At 74.4% G+C, this 16,556-nt stretch carries 14 protein-coding genes; 8 read left to right on the top strand and 6 right to left on the bottom strand.

The genetic code is table 11. The features are described from left to right. The first annotated feature begins 29 nt into the window (after positions 1-29). Positions 30-1,265, top strand: a complete 1,236-nt coding sequence (locus ABZ898_RS07455) for a family 16 glycosylhydrolase (RefSeq protein WP_361653797.1) — start codon at positions 30-32, stop codon at positions 1,263-1,265. Here ABZ898_RS07455 and ABZ898_RS07450 read toward each other — a convergent pair whose 3' ends face one another. After that, positions 1,266-1,535, bottom strand: a complete 270-nt coding sequence (locus tag ABZ898_RS07450) for a hypothetical protein (protein ID WP_361653795.1) — start codon at positions 1,533-1,535, stop codon at positions 1,266-1,268. Positions 1,536-1,659: 124 nt separating this feature from the next. Here ABZ898_RS07450 and ABZ898_RS07445 point away from each other — a divergent pair, with 124 nt between their 5' ends. Continuing rightward, the gene (locus tag ABZ898_RS07445) at positions 1,660-2,688 is read left to right on the top strand and encodes a PHP domain-containing protein (RefSeq protein ID WP_361653793.1); all 1,029 of its coding nucleotides are present in this window, start codon (positions 1,660-1,662) and stop codon (positions 2,686-2,688) included. A gap of 188 nt (positions 2,689-2,876) precedes the next feature. Here the strand turns inward: ABZ898_RS07445 and ABZ898_RS07440 are convergent, their stop codons facing one another. Both ABZ898_RS07440 and ABZ898_RS07435 read right to left on the bottom strand, forming a co-directional pair. Further along, positions 2,877-4,166, bottom strand: coding sequence for an ROK family transcriptional regulator (locus ABZ898_RS07440; protein WP_361653791.1), 1,290 nt, complete (start codon positions 4,164-4,166; stop codon positions 2,877-2,879). Positions 4,167-4,291: 125 nt separating this feature from the next. Beyond that, the gene (locus tag ABZ898_RS07435) at positions 4,292-7,465 is read right to left on the bottom strand and encodes a cytochrome P450 (protein WP_361653789.1); all 3,174 of its coding nucleotides are present in this window, start codon (positions 7,463-7,465) and stop codon (positions 4,292-4,294) included. Positions 7,466-7,674: 209 nt separating this feature from the next. Between ABZ898_RS07435 and ABZ898_RS07430 the strand changes: the two genes are divergently transcribed. The 5 genes from ABZ898_RS07430 (at position 7,675) to ABZ898_RS07410 (ending at position 12,646) form a co-directional block, all read left to right on the top strand. Next, positions 7,675-8,319, top strand: a complete 645-nt coding sequence (locus ABZ898_RS07430; protein WP_361653787.1) for a PAS domain-containing protein — start codon at positions 7,675-7,677, stop codon at positions 8,317-8,319. A gap of 128 nt (positions 8,320-8,447) precedes the next feature. After that, positions 8,448-8,942, top strand: a complete 495-nt coding sequence (locus ABZ898_RS07425) for an FBP domain-containing protein (protein WP_361653785.1) — start codon at positions 8,448-8,450, stop codon at positions 8,940-8,942. A 95-nt stretch (positions 8,943-9,037) separates the two neighbouring features. After that, positions 9,038-10,297, top strand: a complete 1,260-nt coding sequence (locus ABZ898_RS07420) for an aromatic acid exporter family protein (RefSeq protein ID WP_361653853.1) — start codon at positions 9,038-9,040, stop codon at positions 10,295-10,297. A 45-nt stretch (positions 10,298-10,342) separates the two neighbouring features. Continuing rightward, complete coding sequence (locus ABZ898_RS07415; RefSeq protein WP_361653783.1) at positions 10,343-11,374, top strand: hypothetical protein; 1,032 nt, start codon at positions 10,343-10,345, stop codon at positions 11,372-11,374. 84 nt (positions 11,375-11,458) lie between these two features. Continuing rightward, the gene (locus ABZ898_RS07410; protein WP_361653781.1) at positions 11,459-12,646 is read left to right on the top strand and encodes a lactonase family protein; all 1,188 of its coding nucleotides are present in this window, start codon (positions 11,459-11,461) and stop codon (positions 12,644-12,646) included. On the opposite strand, the gene ABZ898_RS07405 is transcribed toward ABZ898_RS07410, so the two are convergent. Both ABZ898_RS07405 and ABZ898_RS07400 read right to left on the bottom strand, forming a co-directional pair. After that, complete coding sequence (locus ABZ898_RS07405) at positions 12,614-13,339, bottom strand: DUF2470 domain-containing protein (protein ID WP_361653779.1); 726 nt, start codon at positions 13,337-13,339, stop codon at positions 12,614-12,616. The genes ABZ898_RS07410 and ABZ898_RS07405 overlap by 33 nt on opposite strands. Positions 13,340-13,442: 103 nt before the next feature. Further along, on the bottom strand, positions 13,443-14,048 hold the full coding sequence (locus ABZ898_RS07400; protein WP_361653777.1) for a TetR/AcrR family transcriptional regulator: 606 nt from the start codon (positions 14,046-14,048) through the stop codon (positions 13,443-13,445). Positions 14,049-14,192: 144 nt separating this feature from the next. On the opposite strand from ABZ898_RS07400, the gene ABZ898_RS07395 reads away from it, so the two are divergent. Further along, positions 14,193-15,707: a cytochrome P450 gene (locus tag ABZ898_RS07395; RefSeq protein ID WP_361653775.1), complete on the top strand. Its 1,515-nt coding sequence runs from the start codon at positions 14,193-14,195 to the stop codon at positions 15,705-15,707. On the opposite strand, the gene ABZ898_RS07390 is transcribed toward ABZ898_RS07395, so the two are convergent. Then, positions 15,669-16,493 carry a pentapeptide repeat-containing protein gene (locus ABZ898_RS07390; protein ID WP_361653773.1) on the bottom strand — a complete coding sequence of 275 codons (825 nt, stop codon included), beginning with the start codon at positions 16,491-16,493 and terminating at the stop codon, positions 15,669-15,671. The genes ABZ898_RS07395 and ABZ898_RS07390 overlap by 39 nt on opposite strands. Positions 16,494-16,556 lie beyond the last annotated feature (63 nt).

The following is a 16,556-nucleotide window of genomic DNA, read 5'->3' as shown; positions in this document are numbered from 1 at the left end:
GTCACTCCCCCCATGTGAAACGGAGAGTCATGGCATCCCCACGCCTGCTCCGCAGATGCCTCCTTGCCGCTCTCTCCGCCGCGCTGGTCGGCTCGGCGGCCATCGGTCCCGCGAGGGCCGACACGGCCGCCGGTCCGGCCGTCGCGGCGGCGACGTTCTCGGACTCCTTCGACGGCCCGGCGGGCTCGGCCGTCGACGGCTCCAAGTGGACGCTGGAGACCGGAGACAACGTCAACAACCACGAGCGGCAGTACTACACCTCGGGCACCAAGAACGCCGCGCTGGACGGCCAGGGCCACCTGGTCATCACCGCCAAGCGGGAGAACCCGGCGAACTACCAGTGCTGGTACGGAAGTTGCCAGTACACCTCGGCCCGGCTGAACACCTCGGGCAAGTTCAACGCGCAGTACGGGCACGTCGAGGCCCGGATGAAGATCCCGCGCGGGCAGGGCATGTGGCCCGCGTTCTGGATGCTGGGCACCCCGGTCAACTGGCCGGACTCGGGCGAGATCGACGTGATGGAGAACGTCGGCTTCGAGCCCTCCACCGTGCACGGCACCATCCACGGCCCCGGCTACTCGGGTTCGGGCGGCATAGGCGCCGGCTACTCGCTGCCGAACGGGCAGGCGTTCGCGGACGCCTTCCACACCTACGCCGTCGACTGGGCGCCGGACTCCATCACCTGGTCGGTGGACGGCAACGTCTACCAGCGGCGCACCCCGGCCGACCTTGGCGGGCGGACGTGGGTGTTCAACAAGCCCTTCTTCCTGATCCTCAACCTGGCCGTCGGCGGCTACTGGCCCGGTGACCCGGACGGCTCGACCCAGTTCCCGGCGCAACTGGTGGTGGACTCGGTCTCGGTGACCACGAGCGGCGGCTCGACCGGCGGCAAGGCCATACGGGGCCTGGCGGGGAAGTGCGCGGACGTGGCTGCGGCGAACTCGGCCAACGGCACCCCCGTACAGCTCTACGACTGCAACGGCTCGGCCGCCCAGCAGTGGACGGTCGGCTCGGACGGCACGATCCGCGCGCTCGGCAAGTGCCTGGACCTCAAGGACAACGGCACGGCGGACGGCACGCCGCTGCAGCTGTGGGACTGCGCGGGCAGCCCCAACCAGAAGTGGGTCGTCTCCTCGGCCAACGACATCGTCAACCCCCAGGCGAACAAGTGCCTGGACGTGACGGGCGCCAACTCGGCCAACGGCACCCGGCTCCAGCTCTGGACCTGCAACGGCACCGCGGCCCAGAAGTGGACGGTGGGGTAGTCAGCCCTGACCCCGGCGGGCGCCGCCGCGCACCCGCCAGGTGAACTTGTCGCCGCCGACCCAGCGGACCACGTCGGGGTCGTCCAGATCGTGGATGACGATGCCGCGGGCGGCGGCGGCCTCCAGCACCCCCGTGATGGACGTGACCTCTCCGATCACCTCGCCGTCGATCTCCATGATCCGGAAGGGCGGCGCCCCCGGCTTGCCCGGACAGACCCCGAGCACCCGGATGCGCGGATTGGACAGGTACGGAGCAGATTGTTCGGTCATGTCTTAGAGCCTAGAACGGGACAGGTGCGGACGACTCGTCCGCACGGGCCGTCCGGGCCGCCGCCGTGCGGCGGGTGCCGCCGTGGGCAACCCTGGAGGTCCGCGCGGGAGCCGGGAGGTGGCCATGGAACCGATCGCGGCGCTGGACCGGATCGCCTTCCTGCTGGAACGCTCGCTCGCGCCCACCTACCGCGTGCGGGCGTTCCGCACCGCCGCGCGCGTGCTGAGGGACCTCCCCGGGGACGAGATCGCCCGCCGCGCCTCGGCCGGGACCCTGCAGACACTGAAGGGCATCGGCCCCAAGACGGCGCGGGTGGTCGAGGAGGCCGTGGCCGGGCGGACCCCGGCCTATCTCAGCTCCCTGGAGGAGGACACCGGGGGCCCGCTGACGGCGGACGGCGGCGAGGAGCTGCGGGCTCTGCTGCGCGGCGACTGCCACACCCACTCGGACTGGTCGGACGGCGGCAGCTCCATCGAGGAGATGGGCCGGGCGGCGGCCGCGCTGGGCCACGAGTGGACGGTCCTCACCGACCACTCCCCCCGCCTGACCGTGGCCCGCGGCCTCTCCCCCGAGCGGCTGCGCGAGCAGCTCGGCCTGATCGAGGCGCTGAACGAGCGCTGGGCGCCGTTCCGGCTACTCACCGGCATCGAGTGCGACATCCTGGACGACGGCACGCTGGACCAGGAGCCGGAGCTGCTGGAGCGGCTGGACGTCGTGGTGGTCTCGGTGCACTCCAAGCTGAGGATGGACGCCGCCGCGATGACCCGGCGGATGGTGGCCGCCGTGTCCGGCCCGCACGCCGACGTGCTGGGCCACTGCACCGGACGCCTGATCACCGGGCGCGGGCGTCCCGAGTCCGCGTTCGACGCCGGGGAGGTGTTCGCCGCGTGCGCCGAGGCGGGCACCGCCGTCGAGATCAACAGCCGCCCGGAGCGGCTGGACCCCCCGAGGCGCCTGCTGCGCGAGGCCGTGGCCGCCGGGACGCTGTTCTCCGTCGACACCGACGCGCACGCTCCGGGCCAGCTGGACTGGCAGATCCTGGGCTGCGCCCGCGCCGAGGAGTGCGGGGTCCCGGCCGGGCGGGTCGTGAACACCTGGACGGCGGACGAGCTGCTGGCCTGGACCCGCGAGGGGCGGACACCGGCGCCCTGACCGGGCGGTGCCGCACGTGACCCGGATCACTGCGGGCGCCGGGAACGCCACCCGGTGGTTGCCCGTTGAACCAGACGTGGACGCGGGCCCGACCTGACCTGGGACCCCGTCCGCTGATGAACCGCCCCGGTCGTGATTCCCCCGTCACGGCCGGGGCATCTTCGTGTGCCGGCGCACGTCGGCACAGATCAGCGCGGGGCGCGTTCGTCCAAGGCGGCCCGCCAGGCGGGCGGGCGGTCCTCGGGGGCCGGGTCGGCGCGCCGGCCGCCCCGGCCGAAGAAGTCGGCCAGCGGCAGGATGGCGGCACCGACGGTCACCGCGTCGGGCCCGAGCCGCCCCAGCTCGATGGTCACCCGGTCCGCCGGGTGCCGCAGCGCGTAGGTGGCCGCGTGGCGGCGTACGGCGGGCAGGAAGCGGGTGCCCAGCTGGAGCCCGGCCCAGCCGCCGATGAGGATGCGCTCGGGCTGGAAGAGGTTGATCAGGTCGGACAGGCCCGCGCCCAGGTACTCCGCGGTCTCCTCCAGGACGGCGAGCGCGACCGGGTCGGGTTCCGCGTCGCCGGACGGGTAGGCGGCGGCGAGCATGGCGGTGAGCGCGGTCTCCTCGTCGGTGCCCTCGGGCGGGCGCCCGCCCTCCTCGCGCCAGCGGGCCAGCAGCGACTCGGCGCCCGCGTACGCCTCCAGGCAGCCCGGCGCCCCGCACCGGCAGCGCCGTCCGCGCACCCGTACCGTCAGGTGCCCCCACTCCACGGCGCGGCCGTTGTCCACCTCGGGGGTGACCAGGCAGGCGCCGACGCCGGAGCCGAAGAGCACCACCAGGGCGTTGCGGGCGCCGCGCCCGGCGCCGAACCACATCTCGGCCTGGCCGAGCGTCTTGGCTCCGTTGTCGATGAAGTACGGCACGCTGTCGGGGAGTCCGGCGGTCGCGCGGAGCAGCCGTTCCAGCGGGACGGCGTCCCAGCCGATGGTCTGGCCGTGCACCACGGCGCCCCGGTCCGCGGTGTGCTCGACGATGCCGGGCACGCCGACACCGACACCGAGCAGGCGCTCGGGTCGCGCGCCCTCGGCGGCCAGCACCTGGGCGACGCCGTCCCGGATGTGGCCGGTGATGTCGTCCACGTCGTAGCCGGGCCGGGTCAACGGGCGCTCGGCGCGCGCGAGTTCGGTCAGGGCCAGGTCGAACAGCTCGACGCGGACGCGGGTCTCGCCGACGTCCACGCCGATCATCTGGCCGCTGTGCGGGGCGACCCGGAGCAGGGTGCGGGGGCGGCCGCCGTCGGAGTCGACGCTGCCGGCCTCCTCCACGAGTCCGTCCGCGATGAGGTCCGCGACGACGTTGCTCACCGAGCCGGAGCTGAGCCCGGTCGCCGGGCCCAGCTCGAAGCGGCTGAGGGGGCCGTCGAAGTACAGCCTGTGCAGCACGGCCGTGCGGTTGCCCCGCCTCAGATCGCGTACCGTGCGCCCGTTCCGCCCCGCCATGTGGCCCCTTCCGACCCGTGCCCGACCTGCAACATACCCCTCGGAACAGGCCGGACACGACTTCACGGGCCCCCTTATTTCATGCTGTGAGATTTCCAGGGCCCTGGGGCGGGGCCGAGGACGCGTCAGCCCGCCGCGTACACGTCCTCGACGTAGCGGCCGTCGCCGACCAGCGTGTCGAGCCAGAGCTCGGCGGCCGCGTCGTCCGCGCCGGGGGTGCGCTCGCGGTACAGGGCGCGGAACGCGTCGCGGACACCCGGTGCCATACGGGAGCCGTCGCCGCAGACGTAGACCCGCGCCCCGGCGCCGAGCAGGTCCCAGACCTCGTCGGCCTCTGCGGCGATGCGGTGCTGGACGAACTGGACGCCGTCGGCGGGGGCCGCGCTGAACGCGGGGCGCATCGAGACGGCCCCGGCGGCCTCGGCGGCGCCGAGCTCGGCGGCGTGCAGATAGTCGGCGTCGGGGGCGTCGCAGCCGAAGTAGAGCAGCGCGGGCGGGAGTTCGGCACCCTCGGCACGGGCGGCCGCCCGGTCCATGACCACCCCGCGGAACGGCGCGAGCCCGGTGCCGGCGGCGATCAGCACGACGGGGGTGGAGGTGTCGGTACGGAACGCCTCGCGGCAGGGCTGGACCCGGGCGTACACCGTGTCACCGGGCCGCACACCGGCGAGGTGGCCCGAACCGGTGCCCCGGTAGCGGCCGTTGCCGGAGCGGGCGGGGGCGTCCAGCACCGAGACCATGAGGTCGGCGTGGCGCGGGTCGGCGGCCGGGGAGGAGGAGATGGAGTAGTGCCGCGGGCGCAGCGGGGTGAGCAGGTCGAGCAGCCGGGGCCAGTCGAGGGCCTCGCGCAGGGCGGGGTGGTCCTCCAGGAGTTCGAGGAGGGTGCGCGGGTCGTCGCCGGTGAGGGCGGCGAGGGCGGCGCGCTCGGGCGGGCAGGGGTTGGCCTCGGCGAGCAGCTCGCGCTGGCGCGCGGTGGGCCGCTCCTGCAACTCGACGTGCCGGGTGAGGAGTTCGCGCACGGTGAGCGGGCGGTCCACGGCCAGGCCGTCGCGGCGCGGGCGGGTGGCGCGGATGTCGAGCACGGTGTCGGGGTCGGCGCCGAGCGCGGCGAGGGCCCGCCGCACCGTCTCGGGGGCGTTGACGGGGAGCACGGTGAGGTGGTCGGCGGTGCGGTAGGTGACGCCGTCGGGCAGGGCGACGCGCAGGAACCGCTTGACGCGCGGGTGTCCGGGCGCGGTGAGGTCGTACGCCTCGGTGACGGTCATCGGGACCAGCTCGTGCCGCTCGGCGAGGGCGTCCAGCGGGCCGCCGGTCAGGGCGCGGACCTCGTAGGCGGTCTCGGGCTCGTCGGCGGGGGCGGTGGCGTCCGGGTCGCCGTACTGCGTGAGCAGGGCGGTGCGCAGGGCGGCGGTGTAGTCGCGGACGGCGCCGGCGAGGTCGCCGGAGGCGTCGGCGGCGGCGCGCGCGGTGAGGCGGGTGGCGCCCAGCTCGGCGAGGCGGGCGTCGATGAAGGTGGGCTGGTGCTGGTAGGTGGCGGCCCAGTTGCGGTCGCCGACGCCGAGCACGGTGTAGGTGACACCGGTGAGGTCGTGCTCGCCCTCCAGCCAGGCGGTGAAGGCGATGGCGTCGTCGGTGGGGCGGCCGTTGTAGGAGGCGGCGGCGATGACGACGGGCCGGTCGGTGGGCAGGCCGCCGGCGTAGACGTCCAGCGGGGCGACCTCGGTCCGGGCGCCGAGGGCGGCGGCCTCGTCGGCGAGCTGTCCGGCGAAGTCGCGGCAGGTCCCGTAGTTGCTGCCGTGCAGGAAGAGGGCGGCGGTGCCGGGGCGGAGCCGGGCGGGCAGCGCCCGCGCGTCGGTGTCGTCGGCGGCCGTCACCGCCGAGGCGCCGGGCAGCGGGGCGTGGACGCGGTCGGCGTCGGTGCGCGGGGTCAGGGTGAGGGTGAAGCCCTCGGGCTTGAGGGTGAGGGTCTCCTTGATGTCCAGCACGTAGTCGGCGTGGTCGTGCAGCCGGTAGCGGTGGACCAGCATGGCGAGCAGCATGGTCGCCTCGTGCAGCGCGAACTGGCGGCCGATGCAGGCGCGTTCGCCGGTGCCGAAGGGCTTGAAGGCGTGCACCGGGCGGTTCGCCTCGGCCTCGGCGGTGAAGCGGTCGGGGTCGAACAGCTCGGGGTTGTCGCCCCAGACGGGCTCGCGGTGGAGCATCGGGACCAGCACGCTGACCGCCTGCCCGGCGCGCAGCGGGACGCGCCCGCCGAGCAGGGTGTCCTCGCGGGCCTCCCGGCTGAAGGCGGCGGCGGTCGGCCACAGGCGGAGCGCCTCGTTGAGGACCTGGCGGGTGTAGGTGAGCCTGCCGACGTCCTCGTAGGACGGCTCGGGGTCGGCGTCGTCGCCCCACAGGGCGTCGGCCTCGCGCTGGACCAGGCGCAGCACGGCGGGGTGCTTGGCCAGGTAGTACAGGGCGAAGGACATCGCGCCGGAGGTGGTCTCGTGCCCGGCGATGAGGAAGGTGATGACCTGGTTGCGGATGTTCGCGGTGTCCAGGGTGGTGCCGTCGGCGGGGTGCTCCGCGGTGAGCATCAGCCCGAGCAGGTCACCGGCCTCGCTCTGGTCGGTGCCGGTGCGGGCGGCGATGACCTCGTCCACGACACCGGCGAGGTAGTCGGCGTCCTTGCGGAAGGCGGCGTCGGTGGCGGAGTAGTCGCCGCCGGGCACGCGGGCCAGGCGGGTCATGCTCCACTCCAGGCAGCGCACCATCGACTCGACGAAGGGGTGCGGCTCGGCGCGCTCGAAGGAGCCGAAGTCGTAGTCGAAGCCGGCCAGGCCGATGGTGTCGAGCGTCATGCGGGTCATGTCGTCGGGGACGTTCACCGGCTGTCCGGCGCGGGCGGCGACGTCCCAGGCGTCGATGAGCCGCCGGGCCACCTTCAGCATGACCGGGTGGTAGGCGCGCATCGAGCCGAGCGCGAAGGCGGGCATGAGGATGTCGTGCGCCCTGGCCCAGTTCGGCTCGTCGTTGTACGCGGTGAACAGGCCGTCGGCGGCGAAGGCGCGCACGTTCTCCAGCGCGGGCCCGATGTGCTTGGCGAACCGCTTCTCGTCCGCGAGGTCGGCGATCAGGTCGGCGTCGGCGACGAACAGCGCGTCCCGCCCGTGCAGGCGGCGCACCAGCGCCGTCCCGTGGGTCCGCATCAGTTCCATGACCTGCTGGATGGGGGTGCGGGTCGGCCCGGTGGCGGTGATGTCGACGACCGGTACGCCGGCGGGCGCGGTCGGCTCGGGGTGCGGTGCGGTGGGGGGCATGGCGCGGCAACTGCCTTTCGCGGGGCGGGACTAGCGTTTTCCACCCTGCTCCAGCGGCGGGGCTCGCCCATGCCCGGCCACTACACGAACGTGCAGTGGAAAGTCGGCCCGGCCTCTTGCGCACGGGGCCCAGACTTCCCCCGAAGTTGCCGCTGACCTGGGTCTTCGTCTTGGATGGCGGGGTACGGCTCGGCATCTGGGAGGCTGGCGTGGACTGGGGTCAGGCGGATGCCGTGGTGTGGCGCAACCGGGCCCTGACGCTCTTCGACCGGGTCGCGGTCCCGGTCGCGGTCTGCGACGTGTACGGCCAGGTGGTGCTGGCCAACCCGGCGATGGCGGCCGAGTGCGGTACGACCCCGGGGCGGCTGCGCGGCCGGGACGTGCTGGAGCTGTTCCGGCCGCAGGAGGCCACCCAGGTGGAGCGGATCGCGGAGGCCCTGCGGCTGCGGCACCGCTCGCGCTACCAGGTGTCGGTGAGCTGGAGCGCGCCCGGCGGGGCGGAGCGGTACGGGGAGCTGACCGCCGACCCGGTGAGCGACTCCACGGACGAGACCCCGGCACTGCTGGTGATGCTCCGGGTACTCGGGGAGACCGAGCCGGAGCCCGCCCCCGAGCCCGCGCAGGTCACCCCGGCGGAGGGCGCGGTGCTGGCGCTGCTGGCCGGGGGCGCGACGACCGACCGGGCCGCCCGTGAGCTGGGCCTGAGCCGGGACGGTGTCGCCTATCACCTGCGCCGTCTGTCCGCCCGCTGGAACGCGTCGAACCGGACGGAGCTGGTCGCCCGCGCCTACGCCCTGGGCGTGCTCGCGCCGGGCGTGTGGCCGCCCCGGGTGCGCGGGAGCGGCTCGGAGTAGGGGCGGAGGGAGCCGAGGGGGGTGAGGAGGCGGAAAACGGCTTGGCCCGGCACGCCCGCCCTCTATACCCTCGTCCTGCGAAACCTAGACCCCCTAGGTCATTGACTACAACAGAAGGGCTCCTCCCGATGCGACCCCTCACCGAGCAGGACATCCGCGCGTCCTTCGTCAACTGCTCCAAGGGCGAGGCCAAGCGGCTGGCGATCCCCCGCGACCTCGGCGAACGCCCCTGGGACGACCTCGACTTCCTGGGCTGGCGCGATCCCGGGGCGCCCGACCGTAGCTACCTGGTGCTCGAACGCGGTGAGGGCCTCGCGGGCATCGCGCTGCGCTTCCCGACCGTCCGGCGCGGGTTCCAGCACCGCAGCATGTGCTCGGTGTGCCTGACGACCCATCGCGGCGGCGGTGTCTCCCTGATGACGGCCCGCAAGGCCGGCGCGGCGGGCCGCGAGGGCAACTCCGTCGGCGTGTACATGTGCGCCGACCTGGCGTGTTCCCTGTACGTCCGGGGGAAGAAGGTGCCGCAGTCGGGCAGCAGGTTCGAGGAGAGCCTGACCGCCGAGGAACAGATCGCCCGCGCCAACGGGAACCTCACGGCCTTCGTCGACCAGCTGTACGCCTGAGGGGCCCCCTTTCGCGTACACGGTGCTCGAACGGCCCCGTTCGGCGCGGTGACGGAAAGGGAAGACGCCAAAGGATGCCAGACGTACGGAAGTGGATGGACGGGCCGCAGCGACGCAAGTGGGCGGACGCGCTGCGGCGCCTGCTCGCGCGCCGCCGGGAGCCGGTGGTCGTCCAGACACTCAGGTCGGCCGCGGCGGCCACGGTCGCCTACGTGATCGCGCTCAAGCTCAGCCCGGAACCGGCGCCGCTGACCGCGCCCCTGACCGCCCTGCTGGTCGTCCAGGTCACCTTCTTCGCCACGCTCACCAACGGCATCCGCCGGGTGAACGCGGTGGTGACCGGCGTCCTGGTCGCGATCGTGTTCAGCCTCCTGGTCGGCCTGACCTGGTGGAGCCTGGCGCTGCTGCTGGTGGCCGCGCTGAGCATCGGTCACCTGGTGCGGGTGCACGAGTACGTCAACGAGGTGGCGATCAGCGCGATGCTCGTGCTGGGCGTCACCACGGTCGGCTACACCGCCTGGGCGCGGATCGTGGAGACGCTGATCGGCGCCATCATCGGCATGGCCTGCAATCTGCTGCTGCCGCCGCCGGTGTGGATCGACGCGGCCGAGCGGTCGATCGAGTGGCTGGCCCGCCGGGTGCGCCAGCTCATGCTCCGGATGGGTGAGGAGGCGGCCGGGGCCATCCCCTGGCAGCGGGCGGCCGAACGGCTGCACGAGGCGCGCCGGCTGGACCACGACATCATCCAGGTGGACGCGGCCCTGCGGCAGGCGGAGGAGAGCCTGCGGCTCAACCCGCGCGTCAAGGAGGGCCTGTTGCACCGGGTGGTGCTGCGCACCGGCCTGGACACGCTGGAGATCTGCACCGTGGTCCTGCGGGTGCTGGCCCGCTCCTTCACCGACCTGGCGAAGTCGCGCGGCTCCAAGGAACTCTTCCCGCCGCCGATCGGGGCGACCGTGGAGCAGGTGCTGTCCGAGATCGCGGACGCCGTGGTGAGCTTCGCCGTCCTGGTGACCACCGACCTGAGCGCGAACGCCGAGTCGGCCGAGTCCCGGCTGACCGCCGAGCTGCACACGGCCGCCGCGACCCGCGACCGGCTCGCGGAGCAGCTCCAGGAGCATGTCGCGGAGGACTGGGAGGACTGGCAGTTGCTGGGCGCGGTCCTCACCGAGGTCAGCCGGATCATCGACGAGCTGGACACCGAGCACCGCAGCCACCGCCTGCTGGAGGAGCTGGACCGGGTATCCCGCCAGCAGCGCGCGAAGATGCCCCGGATGAACCGGCTGCGCCAGCGCCTGGGCATCCAGGAGGACCTGTGGCGGAACCGCGCGGGGGTCGGCGGGCGTTCTGGGTGACGGGACACCGGGCGGCACCGGTGCCGGGACGCGAGGGGTGGGCCGATGGACGGGCAGTCCGGGGTGCGGATCGACGGGAACACGCTGCGGCTGGGCGGCGGGGTGGTGGTGCGGTTCGTGCGCACGCTGCGGCTGCCGGAGCGGGGCACGCACCCGCTGCCGCCGGGACTGGGCGAGTTCCCGCTGCGCCGGGTGGCGGACTTCGCGGACCGGGTGCCGCCACAGTGGCGGGACCGCGGCGGGGTGCTGCTGCCGATGTACCTGCGCGAGGCGATGTGGCTCAGCTTCGCCGGGACGCGTGAACCGGCCGCGCTCCAGGTCGGCGTCGGCAAGGTGTGCGCGGTCTCCGGCAAGCCGTGGCGGAACGGTCTGGCACGCGACCCGCAGAACTACCTCACGCTCCCCCGCCAGCCCTGGCTGGACGGCATCAACTCCGGCAGGGGCACGGTCCGCCAGTTCGTCGCCGTCCCCCTCGGGCTCGGTGCCACCGTCGAAGGCCAGGTGACCGGCGAGGAGACGTGGGGCGGGGTGCAGCTGCAGGCGTTCGGGCTGCGCCCGGAGGCGCTCGCGCGGTGGCAGGCCGCCGAGCGCGCGAGGTCCGCGCCGCTCGCCGGGGGCTACGGTGCCCCGCCCGCCTTCGCCGCCCCGGCACCCGGCGGTCCCCCGGCGCCGGGCGGCGCCGCTCCCCGGCAGGCGGCCGCGATGGGGCTGGGCGTGGGCGGCTCGATGCGCCAGGAGGTCTACCGCGACGAACGCCCCGCGTCGGACTGGTCCGCCACCCCGGCCGGGCGGGTCTTCGTCCACCTGGTCACCCCGCCCGAGTGGCGCCGCATCACCGGCGAGGAGCCCCCGCCCTCCCCGGTGGACCGGGCCGCGTACACCCGGGCGGGCCTGCCCTGGTTCGAGCACTACGACGACGAGGCCGACGACCTCTCCCCCGCCGGGTCCCTGGAGCAGGTCCGCCCGGTGGGCGACTGGCTGGGCGAGGACCAGGCCCCCTGGCGGCAGCCCTCGCCGGGCCAGGTGATCCCCCTGAAGGACGCGCCGGGCAAGCCGGTGGCGGACGGCGACTGGTGACGGCGCGCCCCGCCTTGCCTTCGGCGGGCGGTCCGCGACAGGGTGGCCGGGACCACGGTGACGGGTGAGCACTCAAGGGGCGGCATGGACGGGCAGGCGCGGGCGGAACGGGACGGCTGGAGCAGGCGGCGCTTCGTCGGCGCCGTGGCGGGTACGGCCGCCGTCGTGACGGTGCCGGCCCCCGCCGCCCCGCTCCCGGAGCCGGCGCCCGCGCCCCGGCCGCGTCACCGCGACGAACCGGGACCCCGCCCCCTGTACCTGGGCACCTACACCTCCGTCGAGGGCGGCGGCAAGGGCGTCTCGGTGGCCCGGTACGACCCGGTGTCGGGCACGGTCGGCGACGCGGAGCCCCTGGCCGAGATCCCCGACCCGTCGTATCTCGCCGTCCACCCGGACGGGCACACGCTGTACGCGGTGGACGAGGGCGAGGACGGCGCGGTCACCGCCGTACGGCTCGCGGACCGGCGGGTGCTGGGCAGCCGGAGCACGGGCGGTTCGGGGCCCTGCCACCTCTCGGTGCACCCGGGCGGCCGCTGGCTGCTGAGCGCGAACTACGGCTCGGGCAGCGTCGCCGTCCACCCCGTCGACGCCTCGGGCGCCCTCGGCGAGCGCACCGCGCTGGTCACCCACTCGAGCCCGGCGCCGGGACCGGGTCAGCAGGGGCCGCACGCGCACCAGTTCGTCACCAGCCCGGACGGCGGCCATGTGCTCTGCGTCGACCTGGGCACCGACACCGTCTACACCTACCGGCTGGACACCGGGCACGGCACGCTGACCGAGGTGTCCCGGGCGCGTACCCGGCCGGGCGCGGGCCCGCGCCATCTGACGTTCCATCCGGGCGGGCGGTTCGCGTACCTGGCCAACGAGGTGGACGACACGGTGGCCGTCTGCGCGTACGACCCGGCGACCGGGCGGCTGACCGTGGGCGAGCCGCAGTCCTCGGGGGCGAGCGGGGAGGTCACCAACTACCCGGCGCAGTTCGCGGTGACGCCCGACGGCGCGTACGCGTTCCTGGCCAACCGGGGGCACGACAGCGTGGCCCGGTACGCCGTCGAGGAGGACGGCGCCCGGCTGCGGCTGCTGGACACGGTGGCGGTGGGCGGGGACTTCCCCCGCCAGCTCGCGCTCTCGCCGGACGGCCGCCTGCTGTTCACGGCGAACCAGCGCTCCGGCACGGTGAGCGTGTTCCGCGTCGACACCGGGACCGGGGCGCTCAGCCCGGCGGGTGAGCCGTTCGCGTCACCCGTCGCCGTCTGCGCGGTGCCGTTGTAGGGCGCGCGGGCAGGCGGCGGCGCTGGCCTGGGTGAGCAGGGCGTGCATGCGCTCGGTGAGCTGCGAGACGTCGTCGGCGGGGGTGTGGAAGGCGAGGCGTACGTCGCCGTGCGCGCGGGTGCGCTCGATGCGCAGGGTGAGCCCGTGCCGGTCGACCGCGAGCGGCATGACCCGGGTCACGGCGTGCAGGCTCTCCGGCCGGACCAGCCGGGTGAGCCGCTCGACGGCGTCCGGGTGGGAGTCGGCGAGGTGGGTCAGCAACTGGGCCTCGGCGGTGGCCAGCGGGTCGGGGCGGGCGGCCGCGAACTCCTCCAGGCCGATCAGTACGGCCCCCGAGGGCTGACGCAGCACCACCCGGGTGGGCTGGAACAGCAGCCGTGCGCCCCGCCGCGTGAACCAGCCGGCGAGCCACAGCCGGGCCCGGATGCGCTGGCGCACCGGCACCGGGGACACGTCGGCGAACTCCAGCACGGCGGTGGGCTCGCCGCGCGGGGCGCACAGCGCGGCCGCGAACAGGGCGCTGTCCTCCGGCACGTCGAGCAGCACCGCGCCGTCCCCGGTCACGGTGTGCGCGCCGACGTACTCCTCGCGGGCGCCGTCCGCGGTCACCGCGCACGACCACGCGGCGGCAAGGACCGACCGCGCCCGCTCCGCCGCTCCGGGTTCTGCCGCCCAGTCCTGCGTGACACCCATCCCGAGTCCTCCTTAGGTAAGCCTTGCCTAACCTATCGAAGATCCGGGCGTACGCCAACCACGCCGCACCGGTCGAGTGACACCGGGCCGCCGAAACGCCCCGTCAGGCGATGGCGCCGAGCAGCGCCCGCGCGCACAGCTCGCGCACCTGGTCCCGGCCCGGTTCGCCCTCGCGCAGCCACTCCAGGCAGACGGCGGTGGTGAAGGCGAGCCAGCCGCGTACGGCCAGCCGGGCCTGCGGGGAGACCTCGAAGGCGGGCCCGAACTCGGGGTCGGCCGCCAGCGCGGCGAGGATCTGCCGCTCCTGGGCGGCCAGCGCCCGCTGGTAGACCCGGCGTACGGCCTGGTCACCGGCGGCGTCGGCACGGTGGAAGGCCCGGAAACCGTGGGCGTGCGCCTCGACGTACCCCAGATAGGCGTCCAGCCCGGCGCCGAGCTGCTCGCGGACCGGCACGCCGGGGACGGCCGCGGTCATCCGCAGCATCCGCTCGCTCTCCCGCTCCACCACGGCGGCGAAGAAGTCCCGTTTCGTGGGGAAGTAGTGGTACAGCAGCCCCCGGGAGACCCCGGCGATCTCGGCGACCCGCTCGATCCACACGTCGTCGTACGAGCTCTCGGAGAACAGGCGCGCCCCGACCGCCAGCAGTTGCTCGCGGCGCTCCTCGGTGCTCAGTCGGCGCCGGACGCGTTCCCCCTGGTTCGCGGGCATGCCGTCACCCTACTGGACACCCGCGACGGCACGTTGCTTGACGCCGGTTCAGTAGGCGGACCAGACTGCCAGCACTATTGAACTCGCATCCAACACGCCAGTGGCGGACGGTCAACGGGCCACCGGACCAAGGGAGATCGCGTCATGGCCGAGACGACGGGGGCCGGGCTCCCCAAGGGGTTCCGGAGTGCCGAGCAGGGCTGGCCGGAGCTGGCGCGCATCCCGCACCCACCCCGCAGGCTCCCCCTGCTCGGCGATGTGCTGGGCGTGGACCGGCGCACCCCGCTCCAGGACTCGATGCGCCTCGGACGGGAACTGGGACCGATCTTCCGGCGCCGGGTGCTGGGCCGGGAGTTCGTGTTCCTGTGGGGCGCGGAGCTGGCCGCGGACCTGGCGGATGAGACCCGGTTCGCCAAGCACGTCGGGCTGGGCGTCGCCAACCTGCGCCCGGTCGCCGGGGACGGCCTGTTCACCGCGTACAACCACGAGCCCAACTGGCAGTTGGCGCACGACGTGCTCGCGCCCGGCTTCAGCAGGGAGGCGATGGCCGGCTACCACTCCATGATGCTGGCGGTCGCCGGCCGGCTGACCGGCCACTGGGACCGCGAACTGGCCGCCGGGCGCACGGTGGACGTGCCCGGGGACATGACCCGGCTGACGCTGGAGACCATCGCCCGCACCGGCTTCGGCCACGATTTCGGCTCCTTCGAGCGCGACGAGCCGCACCCCTTCGTCACCGCGATGGTCGGCACCCTCGCCCACGCGCAGCGGCTCAACAGCCTGCCCCTGCCACCGCTGCTCCAGCGCGGCGCGGCCCGGCGCAACGCCGCCGACATCGCCTACCTCGACGACACGGTCGACGCGCTGGTGGCCGACCGCCGCCGCTCCGGGCCCGGAGACGGCGACCTGCTGGACCGGATGCTGGAGACGGCCCATCCCGAGACCGGGGAGCGGCTGTCGGCGGAGAACGTCCGCAAGCAGGTGATCACGTTCCTGGTCGCGGGCCACGAGACCACCTCCGGCGCCCTCTCCTTCGCCCTGTACTACCTGGCCGAACACCCCGAGATCGCCGCCCGCGCCCGCGCCGAGGTGGACCGCGTCTGGGGCGACACGCCCGAGCCGGGGTACGAGCAGGTGGCCCGGCTGCGCTATCTGCGCCGGGTGCTGGACGAGTCGTTGCGGCTGTGGCCGACCGCGCCCGCCTTCGCCCGCGAGGCCACCCGGGACACCGTGCTCGCCGGAGAGCATCCGGTGCGCCGGGGCGGCTGGGCGCTGGTGCTCACGCCGATGCTGCACCGCGACCCCGAGGTGTGGGGCGAGGACGCCGAGCGCTTCGACCCGGACCGCTTCGAGGCCAAGGCGGTGCGGGCCCGCCCGCCGCACACCTTCAAGCCCTTCGGCACCGGGGCGCGGGCCTGCGTGGGACGCCAGTTCGCTTTGCACGAGGCCACGTTGGTGCTGGGCCTGCTGCTGCGCCGCTACGAGCTGATCCCCGACCCCGGCTACCGCCTGAAGGTCACCGAGCGCCTGACGCTGATGCCGGAGGGGCTGCGCCTGGGCCTTCAGCGCCGGAAGGCTCCCGCCGCCGTGCGGCCCGGCGCCCCGGAGCCGGACGCCGGTTCAGCGGGACGCTGCCCAGTGCGCGGGACGGACGAGTGAGCCCGCGATCCTGGTGCCGGGTCCCCCTCGGGCGGCGTTGACCTGCGGCTGGGTGAGGAAGAGTGCGCCGGTGAGGTCGGCGTCGGTCAGGTCGGCGCCGCGCAGATCCGCCCCGATCAGATCGGCGCCCCGCAGGTCGGCCCCGGTCAGGTCGGCCGCGATCAGACAGGCGCCGCGCAGGCTGACTCCGCGCAGGTCGGCGCCCCTCAGCCGCGCGCCGGCCAGATCGGCGCCACGCCGGTCCCGGCCCTTCTTCCGGCCGACTCCGCTCCGCGCCGACTCCGATGCGCGCAGCAGGAGTTCGGCCACCTCGCTCCAGTGGGCGGCCGGGTCCAGCGCGGCCAGCTCCTCGGGTTCCTGAGCGGCGAGGCGCTCGGTGTGCTCCAGCGCGGCGCGCAGCTCCGGGTGCAGGGGCCGGGCGGCGTCGAGGCCGAGCGCCTCGGTGAGGTACCAGAGCAGCTCGTGCAGCCGCCGGACCACCGGGAACACCTCGAACATCAGCCGTGCGTGCGCCGTGCCGCCGCCGCGCCAGTCACGGCCGCCGAAGGTGACCTGGGAGACGCGCTGACCGGCGCCGAAGCAGTCGTAGACCGTGCACCCGGCGTAGCCCCTGGGGCGCAGCTCGGCGTGGATGCCGCAGGCGTGATCCTCGCGCAGGTTGGCGCAGGGCTTCCCGGCGGGCTTGTCGTGCGCGAAGTCGGCGGAGCGGGCGAAGGGCAGGGCGACGCAGCACAGACCGAAGCAGTCGGCGCAGTCGGCCCTGAGGGCGGGTATGTGATCAGGCATCGCGGCAAGGGTACTGACCTGCGCGGACCCTCGTCGCGCGGGTTTCCGCGTGGCTACGCTGCC

Source organism: Streptomyces sp. NPDC046860, assembly GCF_040645115.1.
Taxonomy (GTDB): Bacteria; Actinomycetota; Actinomycetes; order Streptomycetales; family Streptomycetaceae; genus Streptomyces.
The sequence above is the reverse complement of the archived record's forward strand: the minus strand, read 5'-3'. Positions and strand labels throughout refer to the sequence as shown.